Here is a 25695-nt window from a genome sequence, read left to right as displayed (position 1 = left end):
ATCATCAGAATAGTAAATTAACTTGTTTTACGGCAGGGTTGAAACATATCCAGTGCCGATTGATATTCAGTGGTCTGAATATTAAAAATACCCAACAAAGAGTGAAACAGATTGTCCTGACTGAACTCATTTTGTTTTGTCTTAGCTAAACAATCTTCATCCAGTTTTTGTGCCTGACGGTATTCACCAGAAGTCCACATCAGCATAGGAACGTGGGTTTGCTGGCTTGGCGCAATCGCATATGGGGTACCATGCAAATACAGACCATTTTCTCCCAGTGATTCACCATGGTCAGACAGATAAATCATAGCAGTAGCAAATTTATCCTGATGCTTTTGCAGCAAACTGATGGTTTTATCCAGCATGGCATCGGTATACAGGATTGTATTGTCATAGGTATTACGCAGACTGGCGACGTCACAGTCCTGAATATCATTGGTATCACAGGTTGGCGTAAATTTACGGTACTCTTCCGTATAGCGCTCGTGATAACTGGGGCCATGACTACCCATCTGATGCAAAACAATAATGCCGTCGTTGTCGAGGGTATTGATATAATCATCCAGCTTATACAGCAGGATATCATCCAGACAGGCGCCACCTTTACAGAACTCAGGCAGCTTTAATTTAGTCAGGTCTTCATTAGGAACCCGGTTACATACCCCTTTACATCCGCTGTCATTATCGCGCCACAGTACGCTAACTTTAGCTCGGGCCAGGATATCCATCACATTTTCAGTATGTTTAGCCGTTGATTCGCTGTATTGCTTTCTGGTCATATTGGAGAACATACAGGGTACAGAAACCGCAGTAGCGGTGCCGCATGAGCTAACATTATCGAAATAGGTGATATTGTCCCGTTTTGATAATTGTGGATTGGTATTGCGTGAATCCCCCCCCAACGAGAAGTTTTCTGCCCTGGCGGTTTCTCCCAGAACTAAAACCAGTAAGGTCTTTTTGGGTTGTTGTGAAATTAATGGACCTTTGCGGGCATCAAGACCAATTTGTTCAAACGGTTTACGAGAATCAATATAGTTAGACAAATTATTAACCAGACTGCCAACCACGTTAGAAGGGGTCAGTAATTTGACCATATCTTTATTGTTGCGGAAAAATGGCGCGTAATCTTTATAGAAAAACAGCGCGATCAACACAATCACCAATGCTGAAACAATGATGTTTGTAGCTCTTACCCATAAAAAGCGCCAGCAGCTGCGAGACGGTGTAATCTTTACCCAGGCCACAATGATAGCGGGAATGATGCCAATCAAAGTAAACCACAGCATCATTTTTAAAGAGATCAGGTCAAGGGCTTCATGAAAATCGGTTTCCAGCGCATTTTGCGTCATATTGCGGTCAATCACGGTATTAAAGCTATACATAAAATAGTTAACCGCAGCGCCAATTAAAATAAAGGCGATAGCGACAGGTTTACGCAGATAAGGCAGCAAAAGCAGGCTAAAGATAATATTCAGACAACAAAACAATAGCACCGGCATAGAGGCGGAAAAAATAATATTGTGCAGGGGGTCAGGCTCAATGATTTGCCATGCCCGATAAAAGAAACGAGTATTCTGAACAATGGTGATAAATAACGTAACAGCAATAACAAATAGAATATCATTACACTTTAATCGGACAACTTGTCTCATAGAATGGCTATCTCTGGTTATTAGGAGTTTGTGGTTAGCCTGTAGTTAACCAGCTAATCCTTAATCAATTATTAAGTCATTAATGATAGACGTTCCAGAAAAAAAGTTCACTTCAGGGGTTGTTACCAGATAAATACTTACTTATTGAAATTACTATGATTATTGGGTTAATTAAATTATCTTTATTATAGAAATATTTTGATACTATATTTAAAGCAGGACTTTTAATGCAAAGCAGAGGCAATAAATGGAATCTGGTATTGAAGAACGTGAACTGACCAATTTAAAAAGAAGAAAATACAATCTTCTGATTAAACAGGCCATGAAATTATTTGAAAAGGGCGCCTTTCCAACGGTGACGGAATTAGCGGTAGAAGCTCAGGTATCCCGGGCAACGGCTTATCGTTATTTTCCTACTCAAAGCGAGCTGATTTCTGCCGTAGTGGATGAAAGCCTTAAACCCATTATTTTATGGCAGCCGGAACAAACTAAAGTTGAGGAGCGCGTTAACGAATTATTGAGTTTTGCTTATCCACAAATGTTTAAACACGAGGGTGCATTACGCGCGGCGCTATTACTGTCGTTACAACAGTGGGCTGAAGAGCGGGCATCACAATTTAAATCAGAAGTGGGTATTAACGATGTGATAATCAAGCGGGAGAAACTGGTTAGAGGGCATCGTAAACAAACGCTTAAGCAAGTCACAGCACCACTGAATGATGAATTACCGAAGGAACTGGTCGAAAAAGTAAATTACGCCTTATCGATCATTTATGGGTCGGAAGTGTTTATGGTATTAAAAGATATCTGGCAGTTAGAGAATGATGATGTTCAGGCCGTAACTCAATGGATTGCTAAAGCAATATTGAATCAGGCCAGATCGGATGCTGAACAGGTAGAATAATGAAAAGAAGATAGACAGCGGCATATTATTAATCAGGATCGATCGGCAGGAATAGCCAACAGCCGCTAATATCGCCCATGTGTGGATGGGCGATAATGTTATTAGTGTGAGCCTTAAGCGGCCCACCCCAGATGTTCCAGCAAGATATTTATGCCGATACCAATCAAAATAATTCCGCCAATGATTTCGGCTCGTTTACCAAGCATAGGGCCGATAAATCGCCCTAACATCATGCCCAGCGTTGCCATGATCATGGTCGCCAGACCAATTGCCATTGCGGTATGAATAATATCAACTTGTAGCAGGGCAAGGCCAACACCAACTGCCATAGCATCCAGACTGGTAGCAAACGCAGTAGTTACCAGGATCCAGAAGGAGTGACGGCGCAATTTTGGCGCATCATCTTCAGGCTGTTTCGAACCCTCAATAATCATGCGGCAGCCTAAAATAAACAGGAGGGTAAATGCTACCCAATGGTCCCATTCGGCCACATATTGACCAGCCGCCAATCCGATACCCCAGCCAATTAATGGAGTGATAGCTTCAATACAGCCGAAGATGAGACCGGTACGGAATGCTTCTCTGAAACGGGGTTTATGCAGAATTGCGCCTTTACCTACGGAAGCTGCAAAAGCATCCATAGACATTCCAAAAGCAAGAATAAGTGTTGCAGAAAGGTTCACTGTTTAGTTTCTCCGGCCGGGACTCCTCATATACACATTGAGCACCTCCCAACCTACAGTGTGCCCAGCGTGTCTATGGTCTCGCCTACCTGACGGTTGCCTGCACCACGCTGAACTTGTGTAGTTCATGCGAGTATGTTGATACAGGCGCTTTTGTTGTGTTAACAAAAACCGGCTACTCCCCAATGACGGCAGGCAGTTTAACACTGGTGTACAGGATAACCAAGAACAGATAACTCAATAATATCAATGAATAAAATTAAATGATTCTTATTATCAAGTTTTATTTATGCATAAATCTGCTACCTGTATGAAATAAAAACAGTTAATTTCCTACACATTAATATCGCATTGGGGATAGGCTAAAATTGATCGGAGTAATAATGCTAAGTATACCAATCGGGTGGAATAACGTTATGACGCAACAGGCTATAAAAAGAGTGGCTTTAATCACCGAGGCATCCCGGGGAATTGGGGCAGCCATCGCTGAACGTCTGGCTTCAGATGGTTTTTCTGTGGTGATTAATTATGCCGATAATCAGGTAATAGCCGATGAACTGGTACATCAGCTGCATATTGCTGTTGCTTCCTGTCAGGCAATTTTTATTCTTAATAAACAGATGGTTGAAACCAGACACATTGCCGCGGCAATATAGAATATCGCATGAAAGCTCCATAATTCCGCCACTGATCCAGCCAGTGAACCAGCAACAATCCAGCCCACCCGAACGGTATTGGTAAATAACGTGGTGGCCGCACCGGCCTGACCAGGCATAAGATCCTGAAAATAGAGCATGCCAATACCTGCCAGTATGCCAATAAAAATAGCATTCAGTAACTGTAGGAGCAGTAGCTCCCAGGGAGAAGTAAAAAAGAATAACCCAATATAAAACAGTAGCCCGGCAACAATAGCGTAATGCATGAGTTTACGCTTTCCTAAACGTTGGGCGTAATAGCCGGCAATAAGCATAACCGGAATTTCTAAACCGGCGGCGGTTCCCATCATCACGCCAGCCAGTTTTTCCGGCAAGTGTAATTCATTAATTAAATAGAGCGGCATATTAATGATATACATACCATTGCAGGTCCACATAAGCGAACAGACTATAAACAGCAAGAGCACCGCCTGCCGATTCTGGCGAGGAGCCTGAATCAGGGCACTACCTTGCTGTTTCACTTTCGGCATGGAGGGCAAGGTATACCAGACGACGACCGAACACAAAACAAACGCGATAGCTGCCGATAAATACATGGTCTTAAAACCAAACCCCAGCGCCAGCGCAAAAGCCAGCGGAGGACCAATCACCCATGCCAGTGAAATCTGAGCCCGTAAAATTGAGCTAAACATCACCGCTTCACGCCCGGTTTTATCAGCATGCTCTCTGGCTAATGCAAACATTTGTGGCGTTGCCGTTGAGCCAAAGGTAGATAACACCACACCAACCGTGAGTAACAGAAAGTAGTTACGATTAAATGCATACAAAATGCAGCCTAATGCACCAAACAGGCAACAGCGGATAATCAGCATTTTTCTATCGCCGGATTTATCTGAATAACTGGCGATCATTTGGCTGATAATAATGCCTATGATGGCGCTACCGGTATAGAACAGGCCGACCAGAACCGGACGAGTTTGTACCTCAGTAGTTAAAAACAGACTCAGGGTTGGTGTCTGTAATGCACCAGCAATACCGGTTAAAAAAGCAATAAACAGAAAAGCCAGTGACGTGATATCCGTCATTTGCCTTAAAGAGGCAGGGAGTGATCGCATAAGATGAATTGCTTCAGATAATGAACTGCGCGGATAATACGCCGTTTAAATCTAAATAAAAAGGCGTTTTAATTCTATAACTTAGTGATAACAAAAATATTAATCGCTATTTGCAACCAATTAATTGGTTAATCAATAACCTGAGCTAATTATTTCATTATGATTATTCTTTGACCAAATGTGCGGTATTAATCAGATGTAAACAGAAGCGCTAAGTTTACTATCGCCGAATGGGATCGGCGATAGCAGTGAAGGGACTACAGATGAAGTGGTACTCTAAAGTGAGAGGCGATAATCACAACCACAATCCCAACAATCATTGGAACGGAAGTACGTTTAACCACTTCAAACGGTGATATCTTCGCCATCCCTGAGGTGGCAACGACTACACCGGATACCGGAGACATAGAACGCCCAATATTTGATGCCTGTAGCATAGGAATAACCAGATACGCCGGGTTGATTCCCATTTGGTCAGCCAGTTTAGGAATAAATTCCACAAAGGCATAAAATGGTGCGTTACCAGAACCTGTTGCCATTGCTGCCAGCATTGTAATAATCACCAGAACCAGCATCATGATCATCGCGCCGCCGCCAGAAGATTCAGCTAACTGAATCAAACCAGCAATAAACCCGATAGAGCTTAAACCCTGAGCAAAAATACCGGCAGCAACTAACAACATAACAACAGTAACAAATGCATCACCCATTGCCTGATAGGCAGAGTCTAAACCGGCAAACATCTTCTTAGCACTGAAGGTACGTAAAAATTCAATAATCGCCGTTAACACCATGCAGATAATAATGATGGTGATAATGTTCAGGTTAGGAATAACGTGGGCCACGCCTTGTTCATTGGTGAACGGTAAGCTGATTTTACCGGAGAAGACCAATACACCAATAATCGGCAGGAATGGCAAAATGGCGTAGGCCACAGGTGCGTGGGTTTTAATTTGTGAGACATCCAGCTTTTCGTTGACGATGTTCTCTTTCTTATCCAGATAACGCTGCCAAAAGAAATGAGTAATAGCGATGGCAATAATAGCAATAATCGAAATAGGTAATGTAGTATGGAATGCAAACTCAATCAGCTTATCCCCGCCCATTTTAGAGGCTTCGGCAGCGACAATCACATCACCGGAAGTCGGTGATAAAATAATAGCAGCTGGGGAAGCACAAATAGCGGTTGCGGCGCCACGGCTTATTCCTACGTTTACCATTAGCGGAAACAGGGTAGCCATCAATAGCACCCCAAGCCCGGTCGCGGATGATACCGCCAGTGACATCAGACAAGCGACAAAATAGGCGGCAATCATCAGTATATAAGGGGAATTAATATACTTGAGTGGATGGGAAGCCAGTTTGACCACCATATCGTTTGCACCTATATGCGTCATATAAGCAGCAAAGCCACACAAAATCATAATCATCATGCCAAGGTCAGCGGCCCGATTACTTAACAGGGTTTTCATAAATTCAAAAACGTCCGTTAGCAAAAATCCGGTAGAGGCCTTTTCTGCCAGAATAGGGCGACCAAAGCCAATGCTAATAAGCAGTAATAACAGACCGCCAATTAACAGTACACCGGTAGCAGAGTACCCTTTAATAATGTAGTAACCCACAGCAACGGCGACAATAGCACCGATCAACAGGTTTACCGTATATGGAACATCCATCATATTTTTCTCCAAGATGAGGCACATAAAACAGCAACACAATAAATGTCTTCTGTGCAAAAAAATGATGGCTACTATACAGATTTAACAAATGTGGTGCATTGATTGGATGAATAATGTGATCAATATCTTGAACTTCATGGGAATGAACTGGGTGTAGGGAAATGAGCGGGGGCATTGACTGCTTTTTTTGATTATTTTAGTTTGTATTGCTACCTATTTGTGTGTGATTAGTTTTTACTCTTACCCGCTATAACATGATTTTGTCGGTGATTGATGGATTTCAGTGTATTCCTAAATACAACCTTTATGATGATGAAGTGAAAGGAATTGGCTCATTATCCAATAATATAATATAAAATATTTTAATATATCAAATGGTTATGAATAATAAAGATATCGGCGATAAAATTAATATTAGTATGAAAACCGTGAGCGTTCACCGATATAATATTATGTATAAATTGAATATTAAAAATTCAATGGATTGATATAAACTTTGTGGTTTACCCGGATAATTATCATGAAACCGGCATCGGGTTTCATATTTCTGTGAGGGTAATCGGGTTTACCCCCACAGAAATCCCGTCATATTACTGTATAAAATTTCTTAGTTGGTCGAATACGCTCAGGTCTTCACTGTATTTGACCTGTTGAACGTCTTCCAGTTTTTCTACCTGGCTGACCATTTGAGACAGACGTTGGTCTTTTTGTACTAAAAGCCAGATACGGCTTTGGGTATCACCTTTTAATGGCATACAAAGAATGCCTTCTACGTTAAACGCCCGACGGGCAAACAGGCCACAAATATGTGACATAACGCCCGGGTGGTTGCGAACAATGAGCTCTAAAGCGATTTGATGTTGTTGAGACTGTTCAGTAGGCATAATTAAGCTCCAACCATTTCAATGTTAGCGGCACCCGGTGGCACCATCGGGAAAACTTTCTGGTTAATATCTATTAGTGCGTGAATCAGGCAAGGGCCAGGGCGGCGAATCGCTGCTGCCAATGCGGCCTCCGGATCTTGTTCAGCGTTTAAATCGCAGGTATCCATGCCAAACCCGGCGGCAATTTTAATAAAATCGGTATGGTAAGGATAAGCCACAGCAAAGATACGCTCTTGATAAAACAGCGTTTGTTGCTGATGAACCAGCCCTAATGCCTGATTGTTCATCAGAATAATTTTCACATCCAGATTATGCTCAACCGCCGTTGCCATTTCCTGAATATTCATCATCAGGCTGCCGTCACCTGAAAAGCATAAAACCTTACGACTACGCTCTGCCAGCGCGGCACCGATTGCGGCGGGTAAGCCAAAGCCCATGGTGCCTAAACCACCAGATGTTAACCACTGACGATGACGACACAAAGGATAAGCCTGAGCAACCCACATTTGATGCTGGCCTACATCGGTTGTGATAACCGCTTCACAATCTACCGCCCGGGCAGCCGCCAGTACCAGCCCATAATGGCTTAATGGGTTATCCGCGTCCGGCATTTGAACCGGATACTGTTGGCGGAACTGATTAACCTCATCAATCCATTCGGTGCGAGGTTGGGCAGTGATTTGAGGTAATAGTTGTTGTAAAACCTGGCCAACATCTGCATGAATGGCAATTTGTGGCTGGCGAATTTTACTCAATTCAGCACGGTCGATATCGACATGAATAATTTTGGCATTAGGGCAGAACTGTTCAGCTTTACCAATGGCGCGATCGTCAAAACGGGCTCCCATAACAATCAGCAGATCAGACTCTTGTAAAATCAGGTTGGTACTACGATTGGCATGCATTCCCAGCATACCCAGAGATAACGGATGTTCAGCAGGCAGAGTACCCAACGCCATTAAGGTCATGGTGGTGGGTAAGTTAGCGCGTTCCGCCAACGCTATTGCCTGTTTATGAGCATCGGCACAAATGATCCCGCCCCCCAGATACAACACAGGTCGTTTAGCCTGATTAATCATTTCTGCGGCTTGAGTGACCAACGCGGTATCAAATACTGGGGGTTTATCGGGTACCGGAATTGGTGGCAGTTCATTTAACTCGATAGTGGCGGTTTGAACATCTTTAGGAATATCAATCCATACCGGGCCCGGGCGGCCCGATTCAGCAATGCGAAATGCATCGCACATAATCTTAGGCAGCTCACTAATATCCCGCACCAGATAGTTATGTTTAGTGATAGGAATCGAAATACCGTAGGTATCCACTTCCTGAAATGCATCAGTACCGATCATACCGGAAGCAACCTGACCGGTAATACAGACTAGCGGAACAGAATCTAATTTGGCATCGGCGATGGCGGTAACCAGATTGGTGGCACCAGGGCCGCTGGATGAGATACAAACCGCCGCTTTACCGGTAGAACGAGCCATTCCCTGAGCGATAAATCCGGCACCTTGTTCATGACGTGCCAGAACATGATGAATAATGGTGCTCTGTCCTAATGCATCATACAGTGGTAAAGCTGCACCTCCAGGAATGCCTGCGACCGTCGTGATCCCTTGACGTTCCAGTAAATAAACAATTAATTCAGCACCCGTAAAACGGGTTCGTTGATGTGGCATACCCGAAGTGGCCATAATCTTTTTCCTTTGTGTTAGGCCGGGCACTCGAGGCAGGGGGTCTATAAAGCAGAAACCCCGCCCGGTTTGCGCCGGCGGGGTTTCGAAATCGTTACGTTGATTAGGACCCGTTACGGCGCACTGCCGACGACCACCACCACACGCACAACGACCACCGCGGCAGGTTGCGCGGTAAGGAGGAGAGTCGAAGTGAATTGAGATGGCATCACAGGGTTTACCTTATCAATGTATAAAATGTCAGTACCACTAATAAAAGCACAGCGCTGAAACATGCACAACCCGGTTTGATAAATTTTTTTATTCATTCACAAAAAATGAGAGGTTAATCACTTTATGATATGCCGCTTCAGATTTGAGAAACAAGGTCGAAAGGCGCTAATGGTGGACGTTTCAGGCCATCTTTTGAGTTGTCTGCTTTTTGTACAAACTGGTTTCATGCATCGATAGTTCAATAAGTTAACCTGCTCACAACAGATTATTCATTTCTCCGATATACTTAAAAAGATGATCCAGGTATACAAAAATAGGAGCGTGCAACATGTACAAATCTATTTTAGTACCCGTAGATATCATGGAAGACGAATTAACCCGCAAGGCATTGGAATATGCGGTACATTTGGCGAAACAGTCAGAGGGTAAAATCCGGCTGCTTCATGTATTTCCCATGTCAACATCCATCATCAACTCTTATGAATTAGGCTATATGGAACTGCAAGATAAAGCAGCAGTTAAAGCCAGGAAAAAACTGGAAGAAATAGCAGCAACTATCGACTTGCCTAAAGATCGTATCTCTTATTCAATGAGTTTTGGATCGGTCAGAGATGAAATAGTCGAGATCACCGGACAGATTGGTGCGGACTTGATTGTTATCGGTTCGAAACGGCCTAATATTAAAACACATTTATTAGGTTCTAATGCTTCCAGTATTGTACGTTACGCCACTACATCAGTGCTTATCGTAAGGTAGCGTTGTTTATCATTTTGTGATGGGCTATCGAATGATAGCTCATCACACACATTCATTTCATTTGAATTGCTGATAAATCAATAAAATCGGCATACTACGCTGATTTCTGCTGTTTCGATGATTATCAAATATTGATTACTGTGTGTTTATACAGTATATTAACAATAAATGATAGCACCGGAGAGCAATATGAAAGAGAGCATACTTCACAAGCTGACTATATTGGCGGAGTCAGCGAAATACGACGTCTCCTGTTCGTCCAGTGGAACCACTCGACGCAATAAAACTGGCATGACCGGTAGCACCAGCGGCTGGGGAATTTGTCACAGTTTTACTGAAGATGGCCGCTGCGTATCCTTGCTTAAAATATTGCTGACTAATTTTTGCCTGTTTGATTGTGCTTATTGCGTTAACCGCCGCAGTAACGATATTGAACGGGTAGCATTTACGCCGGGAGAGCTGGCGGAACTGACTATTGAGTTCTATCGGCGCAACTATATTGAAGGCCTGTTTCTTAGCTCCGGAGTGATAAAAAGCCCTGACCACACTATGGAGAAAATGCTACGGGTAGTGAAAGATTTACGCAGGGTTCACCACTTTAACGGCTATATCCATATGAAAACTATTCCGGGTGCCAGTCAGGAACTGGTGCATCAGGCGGGATTGTATGCCGATCGCCTGAGTGTGAATCTGGAGATTCCTCTGGAACAGGATCTGAAATTGTTAGCGCCGGAAAAAGATCATCAAAGTGTGTATAAACCTATGCACTATATCCAGCAGGGTATGGTGCAGAGCCTGGAGGATCGGCGCAAGTTCCCTTCAGCTCCCCGCTTTGCGCCAGCAGGACAGAGTACACAAATTATTGTTGGTGCAGCCAAAGATAATGATAAAGATATTCTGCACCTGTCATCTGCGCTGTATCAGCGTCAAAGTATGAAACGCGTTTATTATTCCGGATATATTCCGGTAAATACCTATGATAAACGTTTACCGGTCGTGAAAGATCCCTGCCTGAAACGAGAGAATCGGCTGTATCAGGCGGACTGGTTAATGCGCTTTTATCAGTTTAATGCCAGTGAGATTCTGGATGATAAAAGTCCTTACCTCGATTTGGATATGGATCCGAAACTGGCCTGGGCAATCCGTCATCCGGAACGCTTTCCGGTGGATGTGAATACGGCTGATTATGCCACTATTCTGCGCATTCCTGGCGTGGGGGTGAAGTCGGCAAAAATGATTATAGTGGCCCAAAAACATGGGCGGCTGAACTTGAATGGATTAAAGAAGATCGGCGTGGTGTTAAAACGAGCCCGGTATTTTATTACCAATAATGAACTGCCACATTACACCATTCATGAAGCAACACCGGAATATGTCAAAAACGTGCTGAAAGATACGCCATCATTGCCATCACCTGCACAGCAACAGCTCTCATTCGGTTTTAGCGATTAGGGTATAGCAATGTCTATTTTCTACTATGACAAAACTTTTGATGGCCTGTTAAGCGTGGTATTTGATGCCTATAAGATTAAACATTTTCCGCAGGCACTATTAGCCGAAGGCGATGTTGAACCGATGTTTATGGAGAGGGCGCATACGACAGTTACTGACCCGAATAAATCAGACCGGGTGTGGGCAGTACTGCGCAAGAAATTATCTAAACAGGCGTTAAATCATATCCACCACGTATGGCAATCAGAACAGCCAGAAGCCGACTGGCTGATATTTCGTTATATTTGTAAAGTGGTAGATTCTCCCTTTTCGATTGAAACACACTTTGCTGATGAAAATGTGATGGCTATGCTAAAACTGGCCAAAAAGGTGAGTAAAGACACCATGTATTTAATCGAGTTTGTGCGTTTTCAAAAAACTAAAGAAAACATCTTTTTTGCTCCGGTGGCTCCAGACTACAATACATTGCCATTAGCCCTCAGTCACTTTATTGACCGTTTTGCCGATCAGCATTGGGCATTGTATGACATCCGACGTGGATATGGTTTTTATTATAATTTGCAACGGGTTGAAGAAATAATTTTACCAGATGAAAATACCCTGATTGATGGAAAAATTAACCCAACCTTATTAGCGGAAGATGAACAGCAATTTCAAATTCTGTGGCGAAACTATTTCAAAGCAATAACCATCAGGGAAAGAATCAATAAGCGCCAACAACGCCAACATATGCCCGCACGTTTTTGGCATTTACTACCGGAAATGCAAAATTAACGCTATGGTATAGGCCTTGTAAACAGACAGATTGTCAGGCGAGGCGATTTTGAAGATAGGGTTTATCGGAGCCGGAAAAGTCGGCTTTGCCTTAGGCAAATATTTTGCTAATCAGGGTATTAACCTTGTTGGTTATTATAGCCGCAATCCGGATGATGCCCGGGCTGCGGCAAGGTACACTGGCAGTCAGTTTTTTAGTCAACTTTTCCCTTTACTTCAGGCTTGCGATACGCTGTTTTTAACTGTGCCGGACAGGATAATTACAACACTTTGGCAAGAGTTAAAACAGTATCCCATCGCAGGAAAAAACATCTGTCATTGTAGTGGGGCGTTATCATCTGCGGTATTTGATGATATTGAGCAATATGGTGCCTGCGGATATTCCATTCATCCTATTTATGCTATTCATGACAGATTTCATTCTGTAGAAGCTTTAGCTTCAGTCTATTTTACCGTTGAAGGTAGCCAGGCTAATCTGATAAAAATAACAACGCTTATTGAATCTTTGGGCAATTCAGTAAGAACCATGAATGCAGAAAACAAAGCGTTGTATCACGCCGCATCGGTTATGGTTAGCAATTTAGTGATTGGTTTGACTAAAATAGGTGACGATATTTTCCAACAGTGTGGATTTGATCGGGCGTTTTCCGAACAAGCCTGGAAGGCGTTATTTCTTGGCAACGCTGAAAATATCTGTTCGTCCGGCATGGTCAACGCATTAACCGGGCCGCTGGAAAGAGGCGATGTTATCACTATTCGCCAACATATTGGGGCGTTAGGTGAACAGGAACGCCGTATTTATATTGGCTTATCTCAGGTTTTACTGGAGGTGGCCAAACAAAAAAATCCGGACAGGGATTATTCATTAATTGAAGCGGAGTTAAAACAGTGAAAAACACCGTTGTGACCTTACAACAGCAAAAAATCAGTCGCGACAAAATCACCATGTTAACGGCCTATGACTTTTCAACCGCTAAACTGATGGATGATTCGGGTATTAATGCGCTATTGGTGGGTGACTCTCTGGGTATGGTTATGCTGGGTTATGAAGACACGCTGGCAGTGACAATGGAAGATATGATCCATCACAGCAAAGCGGTTGCCAGAGCGGCCAGACGAGCCTTAGTGGTAACCGATATGCCATTTATGTCCTACCAGATCTCTGTACAGGATGCACTGTATAACGCCGGTCGACTGGTAAAAGAGGGGCAGGCACAGGCGGTTAAGCTGGAAGGGGGTGAAGAGGTTTGCCCACAGATTAAAGCTATCACTCAGGCTGCTATTCCGGTGATGGGACATTTAGGATTAACACCACAGTCGGTGAATGCATTTGGTGGTTTTAAAGTGCAGGGGCGTGGTGAAGAAGCGGCGCGCAGAATTATCAATTCAGCATTGGCTGTTGAACAAGCTGGCGCATTTGCGGTGGTGTTGGAGTGTGTCCCTGCGGCGTTGGCCGTTTTGATTTCAGAATGCCTGACTATTCCAACCATTGGTATTGGTGCCGGAGCCGGCTGTGATGGTCAGGTGCTGGTTTATCAGGACATGTTGGGATTATATGGTGGAATTACGCCAAAGTTTGCCAAACAGTTTAATAACGTTGGCGAACAGATGAAAAATGGTTTTGAAAGCTATATTCGGGAAACTAAAGCAGGCAGTTTTCCGGCGGAAGAACATATTTTCCGTATCGATGATGCAATTATGGCAAAACTTCAGCGTGAGTTTTCCCGCGCATAACGGGTATCAACAGGAGAGAAACTTTGGTTCAGATAGTCAAAACCATTCAGCAAGTAAGGGAAACGGTTAAAGCATGGAAAAAGGCGGGGCTACAGGTTGGTCTGGTGCCTACCATGGGGTATCTGCATGAAGGCCACCAAAGCCTTATGGCTCAGGCAAAAGCAGAGAATGACAAAGTAGTTACTTCCATCTTTGTTAATCCAATGCAGTTTGGGCCAACGGAAGATTTAGCCAGTTACCCTCGGGATCTTGATAAAGACAGTTTGCTTTGTCAGCAGGCTGGCGTGGATCTGATTTTTCATCCAGAAGCTGAAGAGATGTATTCCGCGGGTTTTTACAGTTTTGTGGATATGGCCGGTCTGACGGAAGAACTGTGTGGCCGCAGTCGGCCAATTCATTTTCGCGGTGTGTGTACGGTAGTGAGCAAACTGTTCAACATAGTTCAGCCCGATCGCGCCTATTTTGGACAAAAAGATGCCCAGCAACTGGCGGTAATTCGTCAAATGGTCAAAGATCTGAATATTGATGTTCAGGTCGTTGGCTGTCCAATTATTCGTGAACATGATGGTCTGGCTAAAAGTTCGCGTAATAGTTATTTGAATGCAGAACAGCGTCAGGCGGCTCTTTGTCTGTATCGTGCCATTCAACTGGGTTGTAAGCTGATGCAGCAGGGGGAAAAACAGTGTTCGGTGGTTATCTCTCAAATGGAGAGCTGCATTTTGCAGGAACCAATGGCCAAAATTGACTATATCTCTATTGTTGATGCCGATAAGTTGACGCCGGTTGAAACGATTGATGCACCGATTCTGTGTGCCATGGCGGTTTATATTGGTAACACGCGCTTAATTGATAACTTTGTGTTTGATATTTAAATAGGAGGCAGTCATGGAATTAACCATGTTAAAAAGCAAGATCCATCGGGCGACCGTGATTCAGGCTGAACTGGACTATATCGGCAGCATTACTGTCGATCAGGATCTGTTAGATGCCTCAGGCATTCTGGAATATGAAAAAGTCCAGATTGTAAATATTAATAACGGTAGTCGATTTGAGACTTACACCATTGCCGGAAAAAGAGGCAGTGGCCTGATTTGCCTTAATGGTGCCGCTGCCCGCCATGTGCAAGTGGGTGATAAGGTCATTATCATGTGTTATGTCCAGCTTACGCCGGAAGAGGCAAAGACTCATCAGCCTAAAGTGGTGTTTGTTGATGATGATAATGGCGTTATCCGAATTTCCCGTTATGAAAAGCATGGTCGTTTAGAAGATCTGGCGTAATTTCTCTGCATGTGGCCTGAATATTCAGGCCACAACCTGTCAACGTTTCCGTTATTAATCACTCTATTGTTATCTGTGCAGTTTGTTCATTTAATTATATTTATATAGTATACCCCCCTATACTATATAGAGGGCACGACATGCCAAAATTGGACGCTGATAAAAAACGAATCCTCACCAGGGTACGTAAAATTAAAGGGCAGGTGGAAGCGTTAGAAAAGGCGCTGGAATCCGGTCAAGAGTGCCAACTGCTGCTACAGCAAATCGCCTCATTCCGCGGTGCGGCCAATGGATTAATGAACGATATTTTAGAGACCCATCTGCGTGATGAACTGCGGGATATACTTCCTTCTGACACAGTGCAATCCGCTAAAGTTGATGAACTCGCGGGCCTTATTCATTCCTATCTGAAGTAACTATTGCTACCCAATCAGTCTGATACGGCTGGTTGCAAATAAATGTTGATGGAGAAACCTTATGAAATCTCGTGCTGCCGTGGCTTTTGAAGCCGGAAAACCGTTACAGATCGTTGAAATTGATGTTGCTCCACCAAAGAAAGGCGAAGTGTTAGTGCGTATCACCCATACTGGTGTATGCCATACCGATGCTTTTACGCTATCCGGTGACGATCCGGAAGGGGTTTTTCCTGCGGTATTAGGCCATGAAGGCGGTGGTATCGTGGTTGAGGTTGGTGACGGTGTCACCTCATTAAAACCCGGAGATCATGTTATCCCGCTCTATACCGCAGAATGTGGTGAATGTAAGTTCTGTAAGTCAGGCAAAACTAATCTGTGTCAGGCAGTACGTGCCACTCAGGGCAAAGGCTTAATGCCTGATGGCACCACCCGATTCTTCTACAACGGTCAGCCTATTTATCACTATATGGGCACCAGTACATTCAGTGAATACACGGTAGTGGCGGAAATCTCTCTGGCAAAAATCAATCCTGAAGCACCGCTGGAGAAAGTTTGTCTGTTGGGCTGTGGCGTAACCACTGGCATTGGGGCGGTTCATAATACCGCCAAAGTTAAAGCCGGAGATACGGTCGCTATCTTTGGTTTAGGTGGAATCGGTCTGGCTGCTATTCAGGGGGCAGTACAGGCGAAGGCCGGTCGGATTATTGCCATTGATATCAATCAGGACAAATTTAAACTGGCAAAAGAAATGGGTGCAACAGACTGTATCAATCCTAAAGATTACGATAAGCCCATTCAGGATGTTATTGTCGAAATGACCGATGGCGGTGTGGATTACAGCTTCGAATGTATCGGTAATGTCGATGTAATGCGTTCAGCGCTGGAGTGTTGCCATAAAGGTTGGGGAGAAAGTGTGATTATCGGCGTAGCCGGTGCCGGTCAGGAGATTCGCACACGCCCATTCCAACTGGTTACCGGACGCGTATGGCGCGGCTCTGCCTTTGGTGGTGTAAAAGGGCGTAGCCAACTGCCCGGCATGGTGGAACAGGCAATGAAGGGAGATATTCAGCTCGATCCATTCATTACCCATACTTTACCGCTGGAAGAGATTAATCAGGCCTTTGATCTGATGCATGAAGGTAAATCTATTCGTACCGTTATTCACTTTGGCGATAAATAGTGATTATCTGCGCGGGTTTATCCCCGCGTTCTGTTCCTGTATCACTAAATTATTCAAAGGAACCTTTCAATGCAGAATGAATTAGAGCTTATTGAGCAACATAAGGTGTTTGATGGCAATCAGCGGCGCTATCGTCACTATTCATCCACCCTGGGTTGTGCCATGACCTTCAGCCTGTTTGTTCCTGACCCGTCGCGCTGGCCATCACCACCGCTATTATGGTGGCTGTCAGGGCTAACCTGTAATGATGAAAACCTCACAACCAAAGCGGGAGCGCAACGCATTGCCGCCCGATTAGGTATGGCGATAATAATGCCAGATACCAGCCCCAGAGGCGAAGCAGTAGCAGATGTCAGCCAGTGGGATTTAGGTCAGGGAGCCGGATTTTATCTGAATGCCAGCCAGCAACCCTGGGCTGAACACTACCGCATGTATGATTATTTGAGGGATGAGCTTCCCCAAATATTGAGCAGTCAGTTGGGTTTTAACGGGCTTCAGGCAATCTCGGGTCACTCTATGGGAGGGCATGGAGCTTTAGTGATGGCTCTACGTAATCCGGAACGTTTTTGCTCGGTATCGGCGTTTTCACCTATCGTCAATCCAACAGAGGTTCCCTGGGGACAAAATGCATTTCAGGCCTATCTGGGAGAGGATCGCCAGAACTGGCTGCAATGGGATAGCTGTGAACTGCTAAAAAACTATCAGGGAAAAATGATTCCCATGTTAGTAGATCAAGGCGATAACGATAGCTTTCTTGGCAAACAGTTGCAGCCAGAACGTTTAACCCGAATTGCTGCCGGGAATAACTATCCATTAACCTTGCGTATGCAGCAAGGCTACGATCACAGTTACTATTTTATCGCCAGTTTTATTGAGCAACACCTTGAGTTTCATATGAAATATTTACAGTAGGCCTGATGGTGACGCTGTAACTAATATCTATCCGGCGGCGGTAACTGCGCCGGATAATCGCCGTTACTGGTTTTGACCGGGAGGATGGGTGGATGTAATCAGTCTATCCGGGTTAATACGGTAAAAGAGGTGAAAGAAGAGGCAGGATTGGATGTTATTACTACCCGACTGATTGCGCTACAGGATCGTAATAATCACAACACACCAATTTATGCCTATGGTATTTGCAAAGCTTTTGTTCAGTGTGAAGTGATTGGCGGTCAGTTTATTGCTAACAGCGAAACCTTAGAAAGCGGCTGGTTTAGCCTGGAGCAACTCCCCGAACTCTCAGAAGATAAAACCACGGCACAGCAAATTGCGCTGTGTTTTAAGGCATATCACCCTGAAAACTGGCAGCCGGTATTTGATTGATTAACGAGGGGAAATTGCGCAATGATTTCCCCTGGATAAGTATGCTGGCGGTTATACCAAAAACTTCTCGATAGCAAATGCCACACCATCCTGTTGGTTGGTACAGGTAACAAACTGGGCATGTTGCTTAATTTCGTCAGAGGCATTTCCCATCGCAACCCCAATGCCGGCATATTGAATCATGGGTAGATCATTATGGTGGTCGCCAATGCACATCACTTCTGATTGCAGAATATTGAGCTGTTGAGATAAAAATTTAACCGCAGCCCCTTTATCAACATCCTTATGCAGCACTTCAAGAAAGAAAGGCGAGCTTTTTACCAGCGTGTACTTATCATGGTAACTGGCAGGGATCTCTTGTATTGCCTCATCGAGAACCTTTGGATGATCAATAAACATCATTTTGGGGAACATCAGGTCAGCTTTCATTTCGTCAATTGGGCAGTAAATTAACGGAACATGACTGAGAAAAGCTTCCCTTACGGTATAAGGACTGATATCCCGATTTGGCGTATAGAGAGCATCGTAAGTTAAGGCGTGAAAGTGAATATTAAGATGTAAGGACAGGGCGCTAACATGGTTATAATCTTCAATAGTAAGCAGGGTTTGCTTAATCACTTCACCGCTGCCTGCATGCTGTACTAATCCACCGTTATAAGAAATACAGTAACAGCCCGCTTTATTCAGCCCCAGCTCTTCAATGTATCCCCGCATTCCGCTGTAAGGGCGCCCTGAAGCTAAAACAATATGAACTCCCTGAGATTGAGCCTGACTCACCGCCAGTTTTACAGCGGGAGAGATGGTTTTATCATCCTGAAGCAGTGTGTCATCTAAATCGATGGCGATTAACTTTATGGTCATGACGCTCCCTTACACAATGGGCTGAAAAATTAGCGAAAAAGACTGATTGCTAATAAATATTGTTACTTGATAATCCGATTACCCTGTTCATCGATTATCTGTTCACCATCTTCTTTGACAAAGGCACCTGACTGGCGATCCGGTAATATTTCCAGTACCACTTCAGAAGGGCGACAAAGTTTAGTGCCCAGCTCGGTAATCACTATTGGACGGTTAATCAGAATGGGGTATTGCAGCATAAAATCAATAAGTTGGCTATCGCTCCAGTGCCCTTGCGCTAAATCTAATGTTTCATAAGGCTCAACGTTTTTACGCAATAGCTCCCGGGGAGACATTTGAAGTTCTTCGATTATACGAACTAACTCAATGCGATTAGGTGGATTTTCCAGATAGTAAATAATCGTTGGTTCAACACCACTATTACGGATTAATGCCAGCGTGTTACGCGAGGTTCCACAAGCAGGGTTATGATAAATAGTAATTTTTCGCATAATTTACACCAAAAATGAGAGGCGAATTGCCAGTGCCAATAACGTTATCAGAAGAACGGGCAACGTCATAATGATACCAATCCGGAAATAATAACCCCAGGTAATAGTGAGATTTTTTTGTGCTAACACATGTAGCCAGAGCAGGGTAGCCAGACTGCCAATCGGGGTAATTTTGGGGCCAAGATCGCAGCCGATAACATTAGCATAAATCATTGCCTGTTTGATTACGCCAGTTGCCGAGCTACCTTCAATTGAAAGCGCACCGACCAGCACGGTTGGCATGTTATTCATGATGGCCGACATCAGAGCAGTTAACAAACCGGTACCCAGTGTGGCAGCCCACAACCCCTGTCCGGCCAACAGATTTAAAAGTTGAGAAATATAGTGGGTAAGCCCGGCATTACGTAAGCCATAAACCACCAGATACATACCTAATGAAAAGATAACAATTTGCCATGGTGCACCACGAATCACCTTACCGGTATCAATAATTCGGCTTTGCCGCGCGATAAGCCAGAGTGTGATAGCACCTGCCGCTGCAACCAGGCTGACAGGGATACCTAAATGATTCAGGCCAAAAAACCCAACCAGTAATAGAAGCAAAATTAACCACCCGGCTTTAAAGGTTTTCCGGTCCCGTATTGCGTCTTCGGGTAACTTCAATAATTTCATGTCATAGCGGGTTGGTATTGATTTGGCAAAAAAGAGGTGAAGCATAACCAATGTAGCCAGAATGGCCACGATATTAACCGGAACCATGATGGCGGCATAATCGCCGAAGCCAATATGAAAGTAATCGGCTGATACGATATTAACCAGGTTTGATACGACTAAAGGCAGGCTGGCGGTATCTGCAATAAACCCGGCAGCCATCACAAATGCCAGTGTAGCACCCCGGCTGAATCCTAATGCCAGAAGCATCGCAATGACAATTGGCGTTAATATTAAGGCAGCACCATCATTAGCAAACAGCGCAGCGACGGCGGCCCCTAAGAGAATAATGTAGGTAAAAAGCCGCTTACCGTTACCATTTCCCCAACGGGCAACATGTAATGCCGCCCATTCAAAAAAGCCTGACTCGTCCAACAACAGGCTGATAATAATTACAGCAATAAAGGCGGCAGTAGCGTTCCAGACAATATTCCAGACGACAGGAATGTCCCCCAGATGAACTACCCCGGTAACCAGCGCCAGAAGGGCACCAAATGAGGCACTCCAGCCAATACCTAATCCTTTGGGCTGCCAGATAACCAGAATAATAGTGAGCAGAAAAATACTAAACGCCAGCCACATTAAAACCTCCATAAGTATTATTCGTATTTTAGCTTTGCTTAAATATATGAAAAAACGAATATGTAAGAATAAAAAATTTTATCGACAACGGGTCTGTTTATTCTCTGTTGATGCAGAAAAAATGAGCACTTTAATTTGGTTAAGCTCGCTACTGTAAGCTTGTTCAATAATATTGCCTGCCCATAAGGGGATATTGGGTGAAAGGCGATAGTGGATCCATTTTCCTTCACGGCGATCGAGCAAAATGCCGTTTTCTCTGAGCATTGCCAGATGCCTGGATATCTTAGGTTGAGGTAACTTAAGGATTTCACATAATTCACAAACGCAGAGTTCATGGGAATCTTTCAATAATAATACGATAGTCAGACGCGTTTCATCGGACAATGTTTTAAATAGTTGAAGTGGTGCTAATGGTCCCATAATGAATACCCGGTAGGTGCAAATCAGACATTATCATACGGTGATAAATGATAGAGTCAAACTAAATACATCTGGATATACATATGTATTGGAATTAATGCGAGCTACCCCAGCTTTGGATTTGAATCAGAAAAAATTCCGCTTGCTGAAAAATATAAAAAGGAATATTTTAACTACGATAAAATTAGTCGTAGTTATTTTTCGACATTCATTTTCAATTAACCATATGGAACACCAATGAAAATTTTACATATTGATGCGAGCTCAAAATTCCACAATAAATCTAACTCACGCGCTCTGGGTCGCTATTTTCTTCAGCAGTTAAAGAGTTATGGTGTTGAGTTCGAAATTGATTATCTTGACGTAACCGAAGACGTTCAGCCGCACGTTTCCGCCGAATTTGTGCAAGCAACCTATACGCCGGAAGAAGAGCGTACTGAGAGAATGCGTGAAGTATTAGCGCCGTCTGATGCCATGTGCCAGCGAGTTATGGATGCTGATGTACTGGTATGTGCTATGCCAATGTATAACTGGACCATTCCATCAACATTTAAAACCTTTATTGATGCCATTACCCGTACCAATGTGACTTATGATTTACTGCCAGATGGTTCTACCGTGGGTAAACTGGGCGATAAGAAAGTGCTGTTTATTACTACCCGTGGTGCAGATCTACGTCAGGGTTCTCCTTACAGCCATATGGATGCCATGACGCCGGTACTTAAGGCGGCTTTCGCTTTTATTGGTGTAGAAGCGCCGCAGTTTGTTGATGTTCAACCGCTACAATTTACCGCCGCCGAGGCGCGTGAAGCCGCATTAGTACGTGCTCATAACGATCTGGACCAGTTGGCTGCACAATGGGCTGCTAATCAGGTTAAATGCAGTCAGCCAGAAATGGCGGTATAAACAGGACACCCAAAGCGTTCTGCGGTAGACTTTAGTGTAGTAATAACACTTTAAATAATTCGGGAGGCATCATGGCGTTTGTCAGTTCGGGGGTTGAGTATGCACTACATTGTTTGCTGTATATCAGCCAGCGTGACGGCGTTAAAGAAGCAAACGTGCGTGATTTAGCTGAATTACAGGGAGTTCCCGTCGACTTTTTAGCCAAGATTTTTACCAGATTAAAAAAGTCCGGCATTGTGAACTCAACAGAAGGGGCCAGAGGGGGCTTTCATCTGGCTCGTTCCCCTGAGTCTATCTCGGTTAAGGATGTGATTGAAGCCGTTGATGGCGATAAAGCGTTATTTGAGTGCAAAGAGATTCGTGAACGCTGTGCCGTGTTCGATCGGCAAGCGCCCCAGTGGGCAACTGAAGGTGTATGTTCAATTCATCGTATTATGCTAGACGCGGAGCAGGCTATGCGACAGGTTTTCTCTCAGCACACGCTGGCGAGTCTCTCTGCGTCAACCAACAAAAAAGCGCCAGCCGAGTTTAATCAACAAATCTTACAGTGGTTTGAATCCCGACCTTCAAATCACCGCGTTTCATCTGAATAATTTCTGTCCTTCTCTGGTGCTAAATTTTTAACATCGCTGCGCAGTGGAAAATTTACCACAGCGCTTATTTATCAAAAACTTCCACTGACGGATAAGCTATTCTATTATTACCACAACCCACTAATTTAGTGACTGTCTCCATTTGCCCTTGAAGGAGCTCTCTTGAATCAGCAACCATTTAATACCCGTCTTACAGCCTCTGAAGCCATTGATAAGCTAGAACAACAATATGAATCTGCTTTAAGCGCGCTGCGCAGCGCTCTCGCGGCCTTTATTCAGCAGGGAACTTTGCCGGATACTAAGGCCAGAGAAAAGGGGCTATTTTCCTACCCCCAACTGCGGGTCTGTTGGGACGGAAAATTTCAGGAACATTTGCGTACCCGCGCTTACGGGCGCTTTGCTCATCCGGGACAATACACCACGACGATTACCCGCCCGGATCTGTTTCGTCACTATCTGACTGAGCAATTAGGATTGCTGGAGCATGATTACGGTGCAATTTTTGAAGTGACACCGTCACAGCAAGAGATACCTTATCCATTTGTTATTGATGGCTCCGATCTGATGCTGGACCGTACCATGACGGCGGGCATCGTGCAGCATTTTCCTACCACCGACCTAGCTAAAATTGGTGATGATATTACTGACGGTCTGGCGAGTGCCGGAGATACTTTCCCGCTCTCCCATTTTGATGCACTACGTACCGATTTCTCTTTAGCGCGACTTAAACACTATACAGGAACCCCGGTTGAACATGTTCAGCCTTATGTTCTGTTTACCAACTACAGTCGCTATGTGGATGAATTCATCAGTTGGGCCTGTAAACAGATACTGGATCCATCCAGCCCTTATCAGGCTCTGTCGTGCGCCGGTGGCAGCTATATCACGGCAGAGAATGCCGATCCGCAGAGAACGGCATCAGATCTGGCATGGAAAAAGTATCAAATGCCGGCTTACCATCTTATTTCCTCCTCCGGGCAGGGAATTACGTTGGTAAATATTGGCGTAGGGCCTTCTAACGCCAAAACCATTTGCGATCATCTGGCGGTGTTACGTCCTCATGCATGGCTGATGATTGGTCATTGTGGCGGCCTGCGTGAAAGCCAGCGAATTGGTGATTATGTGTTAGCCCATGCTTATTTACGTGATGACCACGTTCTGGATGCGGTATTACCACCAGATATCCCAATCCCCAGCATTGCTGAAGTACAACGCGCCCTGTATGACGCCACTAAAGTGGTCAGTGGAATGCCGGGAGAAGAGGTTAAACTGCGGTTAAGGACCGGTACTGTTGTCACTACCGATGACCGTAACTGGGAGCTACGTTTTTCCGTGTCTGCACGACGTTTTAACTTAAGTCGGGCGGTTGCGGTTGATATGGAGAGCGCGACTATCGCTGCTCAGGGTTATCGCTTTCGGGTGCCTTATGGCACGCTGTTATGTGTTTCTGATAAGCCACTGCACGGGGAGATTAAACTACCGGGGCAGGCGAACCATTTCTATGAAGGGGCAATATCCGAACATTTGCAAATCGGTATTCGTACCATCGATTTACTACGGGCGGAAGGCGATAAGCTCCACTCCCGTAAGCTACGCACATTTAACGAGCCGCCATTCCGGTAACTCTGCGGTAACTATTGCTGGTCAATGCCACCAATAGTTACCGCGCATTTTATTGGGTAGCAAACAATCCTTTAAATCTGTTTCTTTTATAGAAAAATAATGTAATTATTATGTTGATTGTAAAAGGATAATTAAATTATGACATTGGCATTCTCATATGTTCGGTTCTCAAAAAGTAGTCAGGCTCGTGGTGTGTCAGTTGAACGCCAGTTAGTGGTGTGTCAGTTGAACGCCAGTTAGAGGCGGGTAGAAAATATTGTGAAGAAAATAGTTTAACGCTTTCTAACGAGAATTTTTGCGATCTTGGTATTAGCGCTTACAAAAATAAAAAGCGTGATGGCTTTGATGACATGATAGAAGCGATAAATTCAGGAAGAATCCCTGAAGGTTCATATATTTTGATTGAAGCTATTGATCGTCTTAGTCGTAAGGGGATTCAAGAAACTCAAAAGATACTTAGTCAAATATTAGAGAAAGGTATCAACATTGCATTTGTTGGAGATGATGCAAAAACGCTATCGGGTGTTGTTTTAACTGAAGATAGTCTGAATCGTTTGGATAGTATCATTACCATTGCTCTTGCTGCTGAGCTTGCATATAAAGAATCACTTCGGAAAGCCAAGCTTATAAAGGATGCAAAGGCAAGAGCTCGGGAAAAGGCTAAGCAAGGAACTGCATTACCTAAAAATCTGCCTTTTTGGTTGAAATATGATAATGAACATAAAAAGTATGATTTCAAAAGTGATGATGATAAAAACTTAATAAAAGAGATAATTGAATTACGGCAGCAGGGTATGGGTGCTCGATTAATTGCTAAAATATTAAATGACCGAAAAATATCATCTCCTAAAGGAAAAGGGTGGAGCCATACAACAATTAGAAAAGTGCTATCTAATCCAGCTTTATGTGGTGACTATAAGATGTATCAGTACATCGATGACAAATTTGTCCCTGTCGATTTAATATCTAATTATTTTCCAAAGGTGGTCGTGACGCAGATTTAGTGGTAATGATTGATCGTCAGATACCATCCGATGATCTTATCGTGCATTTCTTCTGACTTTGAGAAGCAGATAGTCTTGCGGGTCAACCGTTTAAGATGGGTTCGCAA

The 25695-nt window shown here is 44.1% G+C and carries 29 protein-coding genes, 1 pseudogene and 1 riboswitch; of the genes and pseudogenes, 18 read left to right on the top strand and 12 right to left on the bottom strand.

Annotation, left to right across the window (positions count from 1 at the left end):
• Positions 1–17: 17 nt before the first annotated feature.
• Positions 18–1652, bottom strand: a complete 1635-nt coding sequence (gene eptA / locus LPW36_RS12820) for a phosphoethanolamine transferase EptA (protein ID WP_230610190.1) — start codon at positions 1650–1652, stop codon at positions 18–20.
• 247 nt (positions 1653–1899) lie between these two features.
• Between eptA and LPW36_RS12815 the strand changes: the two genes are divergently transcribed.
• Positions 1900–2556: a helix-turn-helix domain-containing protein gene (locus LPW36_RS12815; RefSeq protein WP_230610188.1), complete on the top strand. Its 657-nt coding sequence runs from the start codon at positions 1900–1902 to the stop codon at positions 2554–2556.
• A gap of 113 nt (positions 2557–2669) precedes the next feature.
• Here LPW36_RS12815 and mntP read toward each other — a convergent pair whose 3' ends face one another.
• Positions 2670–3239, bottom strand: coding sequence for a manganese efflux pump MntP (gene mntP, locus LPW36_RS12810; protein WP_230610186.1), 570 nt, complete (start codon positions 3237–3239; stop codon positions 2670–2672).
• A 9-nt stretch (positions 3240–3248) separates the two neighbouring features.
• Positions 3249–3435: riboswitch (yybP-ykoY riboswitch) on the bottom strand.
• Positions 3436–3655: 220 nt separating this feature from the next.
• Between mntP and LPW36_RS12805 the strand changes: the two are divergent.
• Positions 3656–3811 (top strand): annotated as a pseudogene (locus LPW36_RS12805) (SDR family NAD(P)-dependent oxidoreductase); the annotation flags it as partial.
• Positions 3812–3831: 20 nt separating this feature from the next.
• Here the strand turns inward: LPW36_RS12805 and LPW36_RS12800 are convergent.
• Together LPW36_RS12800 and dcuC are read right to left on the bottom strand one after the other, a co-directional pair.
• On the bottom strand, positions 3832–5010 hold the full coding sequence (locus LPW36_RS12800) for a sugar efflux transporter (RefSeq protein ID WP_230610184.1): 1179 nt from the start codon (positions 5008–5010) through the stop codon (positions 3832–3834).
• Between the two features lie 257 nt (positions 5011–5267).
• Entirely contained in the window at positions 5268–6686 is a 1419-nt protein-coding gene (dcuC, locus tag LPW36_RS12795) for an anaerobic C4-dicarboxylate transporter DcuC (RefSeq protein ID WP_230610207.1), read from the bottom strand.
• A 377-nt stretch (positions 6687–7063) separates the two neighbouring features.
• Between dcuC and LPW36_RS17995 the strand changes: the two genes are divergently transcribed.
• Positions 7064–7177 carry a LuxR C-terminal-related transcriptional regulator gene (locus LPW36_RS17995; RefSeq protein WP_420844780.1) on the top strand — a complete coding sequence of 38 codons (114 nt, stop codon included), beginning with the start codon at positions 7064–7066 and terminating at the stop codon, positions 7175–7177.
• Between the two features lie 102 nt (positions 7178–7279).
• Here LPW36_RS17995 and ilvN read toward each other — a convergent pair whose 3' ends face one another.
• The 3 genes from ilvN to ivbL all read right to left on the bottom strand — a co-directional run bounded on the left by ilvN (position 7280) and on the right by ivbL (position 9479).
• Entirely contained in the window at positions 7280–7573 is a 294-nt protein-coding gene (ilvN, locus tag LPW36_RS12790) for an acetolactate synthase small subunit (protein WP_230610182.1), read from the bottom strand.
• Positions 7574–7575: 2 nt separating this feature from the next.
• Entirely contained in the window at positions 7576–9270 is a 1695-nt protein-coding gene (gene ilvB, locus LPW36_RS12785) for an acetolactate synthase large subunit (protein ID WP_230610180.1), read from the bottom strand.
• 113 nt (positions 9271–9383) lie between these two features.
• The gene (ivbL, locus tag LPW36_RS12780; RefSeq protein ID WP_108899406.1) at positions 9384–9479 is read right to left on the bottom strand and encodes an ilvB operon leader peptide IvbL; all 96 of its coding nucleotides are present in this window, start codon (positions 9477–9479) and stop codon (positions 9384–9386) included.
• 332 nt (positions 9480–9811) lie between these two features.
• On the opposite strand from ivbL, the gene LPW36_RS12775 reads away from it, so the two are divergent.
• The 11 genes from LPW36_RS12775 to LPW36_RS12725 all read left to right on the top strand — a co-directional run bounded on the left by LPW36_RS12775 (position 9812) and on the right by LPW36_RS12725 (position 18397).
• Positions 9812–10240 (top strand): universal stress protein, encoded by a 429-nt coding sequence (locus LPW36_RS12775; protein WP_230610179.1) that lies wholly within the window; start codon positions 9812–9814, stop codon positions 10238–10240.
• Positions 10241–10429: 189 nt separating this feature from the next.
• On the top strand, positions 10430–11692 hold the full coding sequence (locus LPW36_RS12770; protein WP_230610177.1) for a putative DNA modification/repair radical SAM protein: 1263 nt from the start codon (positions 10430–10432) through the stop codon (positions 11690–11692).
• Between the two features lie 9 nt (positions 11693–11701).
• Positions 11702–12466: a TIGR03915 family putative DNA repair protein gene (locus tag LPW36_RS12765; RefSeq protein ID WP_230610175.1), complete on the top strand. Its 765-nt coding sequence runs from the start codon at positions 11702–11704 to the stop codon at positions 12464–12466.
• 49 nt (positions 12467–12515) lie between these two features.
• Entirely contained in the window at positions 12516–13358 is an 843-nt protein-coding gene (locus LPW36_RS12760; RefSeq protein WP_230610173.1) for a Rossmann-like and DUF2520 domain-containing protein, read from the top strand.
• The gene (panB, locus tag LPW36_RS12755) at positions 13355–14200 is read left to right on the top strand and encodes a 3-methyl-2-oxobutanoate hydroxymethyltransferase (protein WP_230610172.1); all 846 of its coding nucleotides are present in this window, start codon (positions 13355–13357) and stop codon (positions 14198–14200) included. Before LPW36_RS12760 ends, panB begins: the two co-directional genes overlap by 4 nt.
• Positions 14201–14223: 23 nt before the next feature.
• Complete coding sequence (gene panC / locus LPW36_RS12750) at positions 14224–15072, top strand: pantoate--beta-alanine ligase (RefSeq protein ID WP_230610171.1); 849 nt, start codon at positions 14224–14226, stop codon at positions 15070–15072.
• Between the two features lie 13 nt (positions 15073–15085).
• Entirely contained in the window at positions 15086–15478 is a 393-nt protein-coding gene (gene panD / locus LPW36_RS12745) for an aspartate 1-decarboxylase (protein WP_230610170.1), read from the top strand.
• A 140-nt stretch (positions 15479–15618) separates the two neighbouring features.
• Positions 15619–15894, top strand: a complete 276-nt coding sequence (locus tag LPW36_RS12740; protein ID WP_230610169.1) for a metal/formaldehyde-sensitive transcriptional repressor — start codon at positions 15619–15621, stop codon at positions 15892–15894.
• A 61-nt stretch (positions 15895–15955) separates the two neighbouring features.
• Positions 15956–17074 carry an S-(hydroxymethyl)glutathione dehydrogenase/class III alcohol dehydrogenase gene (locus tag LPW36_RS12735; RefSeq protein ID WP_230610167.1) on the top strand — a complete coding sequence of 373 codons (1119 nt, stop codon included), beginning with the start codon at positions 15956–15958 and terminating at the stop codon, positions 17072–17074.
• Between the two features lie 69 nt (positions 17075–17143).
• Entirely contained in the window at positions 17144–17986 is an 843-nt protein-coding gene (gene fghA, locus LPW36_RS12730; RefSeq protein ID WP_230610165.1) for an S-formylglutathione hydrolase, read from the top strand.
• Between the two features lie 84 nt (positions 17987–18070).
• Positions 18071–18397: an NUDIX hydrolase gene (locus LPW36_RS12725; protein WP_230610163.1), complete on the top strand. Its 327-nt coding sequence runs from the start codon at positions 18071–18073 to the stop codon at positions 18395–18397.
• Between the two features lie 51 nt (positions 18398–18448).
• On the opposite strand, the gene yidA is transcribed toward LPW36_RS12725, so the two are convergent.
• From yidA to LPW36_RS12705, 4 genes are all read right to left on the bottom strand, one after another.
• Positions 18449–19258 (bottom strand): sugar-phosphatase, encoded by an 810-nt coding sequence (gene yidA, locus LPW36_RS12720; RefSeq protein WP_230610161.1) that lies wholly within the window; start codon positions 19256–19258, stop codon positions 18449–18451.
• 62 nt (positions 19259–19320) lie between these two features.
• Positions 19321–19749 carry a glutaredoxin-dependent arsenate reductase gene (gene arsC, locus LPW36_RS12715; RefSeq protein WP_230610160.1) on the bottom strand — a complete coding sequence of 143 codons (429 nt, stop codon included), beginning with the start codon at positions 19747–19749 and terminating at the stop codon, positions 19321–19323.
• A 3-nt stretch (positions 19750–19752) separates the two neighbouring features.
• Positions 19753–21042, bottom strand: coding sequence for an arsenic transporter (locus LPW36_RS12710; RefSeq protein WP_230610159.1), 1290 nt, complete (start codon positions 21040–21042; stop codon positions 19753–19755).
• A gap of 78 nt (positions 21043–21120) precedes the next feature.
• The gene (locus LPW36_RS12705; protein ID WP_230610158.1) at positions 21121–21462 is read right to left on the bottom strand and encodes a metalloregulator ArsR/SmtB family transcription factor; all 342 of its coding nucleotides are present in this window, start codon (positions 21460–21462) and stop codon (positions 21121–21123) included.
• 237 nt (positions 21463–21699) lie between these two features.
• Here LPW36_RS12705 and LPW36_RS12700 point away from each other — a divergent pair, with 237 nt between their 5' ends.
• The 4 genes from LPW36_RS12700 (at position 21700) to LPW36_RS17865 (ending at position 25588) form a co-directional block, all read left to right on the top strand.
• Positions 21700–22368 carry an FMN-dependent NADH-azoreductase gene (locus LPW36_RS12700; protein WP_230610156.1) on the top strand — a complete coding sequence of 223 codons (669 nt, stop codon included), beginning with the start codon at positions 21700–21702 and terminating at the stop codon, positions 22366–22368.
• A 71-nt stretch (positions 22369–22439) separates the two neighbouring features.
• On the top strand, positions 22440–22961 hold the full coding sequence (locus tag LPW36_RS12695; RefSeq protein ID WP_230610154.1) for an RrF2 family transcriptional regulator: 522 nt from the start codon (positions 22440–22442) through the stop codon (positions 22959–22961).
• Between the two features lie 162 nt (positions 22962–23123).
• A complete protein-coding gene (locus tag LPW36_RS12690) occupies positions 23124–24584 on the top strand; it encodes an AMP nucleosidase (protein WP_230610152.1) in 1461 nt (486 codons plus the stop codon).
• A 218-nt stretch (positions 24585–24802) separates the two neighbouring features.
• The gene (locus LPW36_RS17865) at positions 24803–25588 is read left to right on the top strand and encodes a recombinase family protein (RefSeq protein ID WP_230610150.1); all 786 of its coding nucleotides are present in this window, start codon (positions 24803–24805) and stop codon (positions 25586–25588) included.
• Here the strand turns inward: LPW36_RS17865 and LPW36_RS12680 are convergent.
• A partial coding sequence (locus tag LPW36_RS12680; protein ID WP_230607651.1) for an IS1 family transposase occupies positions 25585–25695 on the bottom strand: 111 nt, incomplete at its 5' end. The two genes, LPW36_RS17865 and LPW36_RS12680, sit on opposite strands and share 4 nt — an antisense overlap.

It is taken from the genome of Limnobaculum eriocheiris, assembly GCF_021010575.1.
GTDB lineage: Bacteria > Pseudomonadota > Gammaproteobacteria > Enterobacterales > Enterobacteriaceae > Limnobaculum > Limnobaculum eriocheiris.
The sequence above is the reverse complement of the archived record's forward strand: the minus strand, read 5'-3'. Positions and strand labels throughout refer to the sequence as shown.

What these genes read in the sequence shown, in the direction of transcription:
- LPW36_RS12815 (WP_230610188.1), top strand. Translation starts at nt 1,900, where the DNA reads ATGGAATCTGGTATTGAAGAACGTGAACTGACCAATTTAAAAAGAAGA.
- arsC (WP_230610160.1), bottom strand. Translation starts at nt 19,749, where the DNA reads ATGCGAAAAATTACTATTTATCATAACCCTGCTTGTGGAACCTCGCGT.
- ivbL (WP_108899406.1), bottom strand. Translation starts at nt 9,479, where the DNA reads ATGCCATCTCAATTCACTTCGACTCTCCTCCTTACCGCGCAACCTGCC.
- LPW36_RS12700 (WP_230610156.1), top strand. Translation starts at nt 21,700, where the DNA reads ATGAAAATTTTACATATTGATGCGAGCTCAAAATTCCACAATAAATCT.
- LPW36_RS12710 (WP_230610159.1), bottom strand. Translation starts at nt 21,042, where the DNA reads ATGTGGCTGGCGTTTAGTATTTTTCTGCTCACTATTATTCTGGTTATC.
- LPW36_RS12735 (WP_230610167.1), top strand. Translation starts at nt 15,956, where the DNA reads ATGAAATCTCGTGCTGCCGTGGCTTTTGAAGCCGGAAAACCGTTACAG.
- LPW36_RS12775 (WP_230610179.1), top strand. Translation starts at nt 9,812, where the DNA reads ATGTACAAATCTATTTTAGTACCCGTAGATATCATGGAAGACGAATTA.
- LPW36_RS12740 (WP_230610169.1), top strand. Translation starts at nt 15,619, where the DNA reads ATGCCAAAATTGGACGCTGATAAAAAACGAATCCTCACCAGGGTACGT.
- LPW36_RS12705 (WP_230610158.1), bottom strand. Translation starts at nt 21,462, where the DNA reads ATGGGACCATTAGCACCACTTCAACTATTTAAAACATTGTCCGATGAA.
- eptA (WP_230610190.1), bottom strand. Translation starts at nt 1,652, where the DNA reads ATGAGACAAGTTGTCCGATTAAAGTGTAATGATATTCTATTTGTTATT.
- LPW36_RS12695 (WP_230610154.1), top strand. Translation starts at nt 22,440, where the DNA reads ATGGCGTTTGTCAGTTCGGGGGTTGAGTATGCACTACATTGTTTGCTG.
- yidA (WP_230610161.1), bottom strand. Translation starts at nt 19,258, where the DNA reads ATGACCATAAAGTTAATCGCCATCGATTTAGATGACACACTGCTTCAG.
- LPW36_RS17995 (WP_420844780.1), top strand. Translation starts at nt 7,064, where the DNA reads ATGGTTATGAATAATAAAGATATCGGCGATAAAATTAATATTAGTATG.
- fghA (WP_230610165.1), top strand. Translation starts at nt 17,144, where the DNA reads ATGCAGAATGAATTAGAGCTTATTGAGCAACATAAGGTGTTTGATGGC.
- ilvB (WP_230610180.1), bottom strand. Translation starts at nt 9,270, where the DNA reads ATGGCCACTTCGGGTATGCCACATCAACGAACCCGTTTTACGGGTGCT.
- ilvN (WP_230610182.1), bottom strand. Translation starts at nt 7,573, where the DNA reads ATGCCTACTGAACAGTCTCAACAACATCAAATCGCTTTAGAGCTCATT.
- LPW36_RS12800 (WP_230610184.1), bottom strand. Translation starts at nt 5,010, where the DNA reads ATGCGATCACTCCCTGCCTCTTTAAGGCAAATGACGGATATCACGTCA.
- LPW36_RS12770 (WP_230610177.1), top strand. Translation starts at nt 10,430, where the DNA reads ATGAAAGAGAGCATACTTCACAAGCTGACTATATTGGCGGAGTCAGCG.
- panD (WP_230610170.1), top strand. Translation starts at nt 15,086, where the DNA reads ATGGAATTAACCATGTTAAAAAGCAAGATCCATCGGGCGACCGTGATT.
- LPW36_RS12765 (WP_230610175.1), top strand. Translation starts at nt 11,702, where the DNA reads ATGTCTATTTTCTACTATGACAAAACTTTTGATGGCCTGTTAAGCGTG.
- LPW36_RS12725 (WP_230610163.1), top strand. Translation starts at nt 18,071, where the DNA reads ATGGGTGGATGTAATCAGTCTATCCGGGTTAATACGGTAAAAGAGGTG.
- dcuC (WP_230610207.1), bottom strand. Translation starts at nt 6,686, where the DNA reads ATGGATGTTCCATATACGGTAAACCTGTTGATCGGTGCTATTGTCGCC.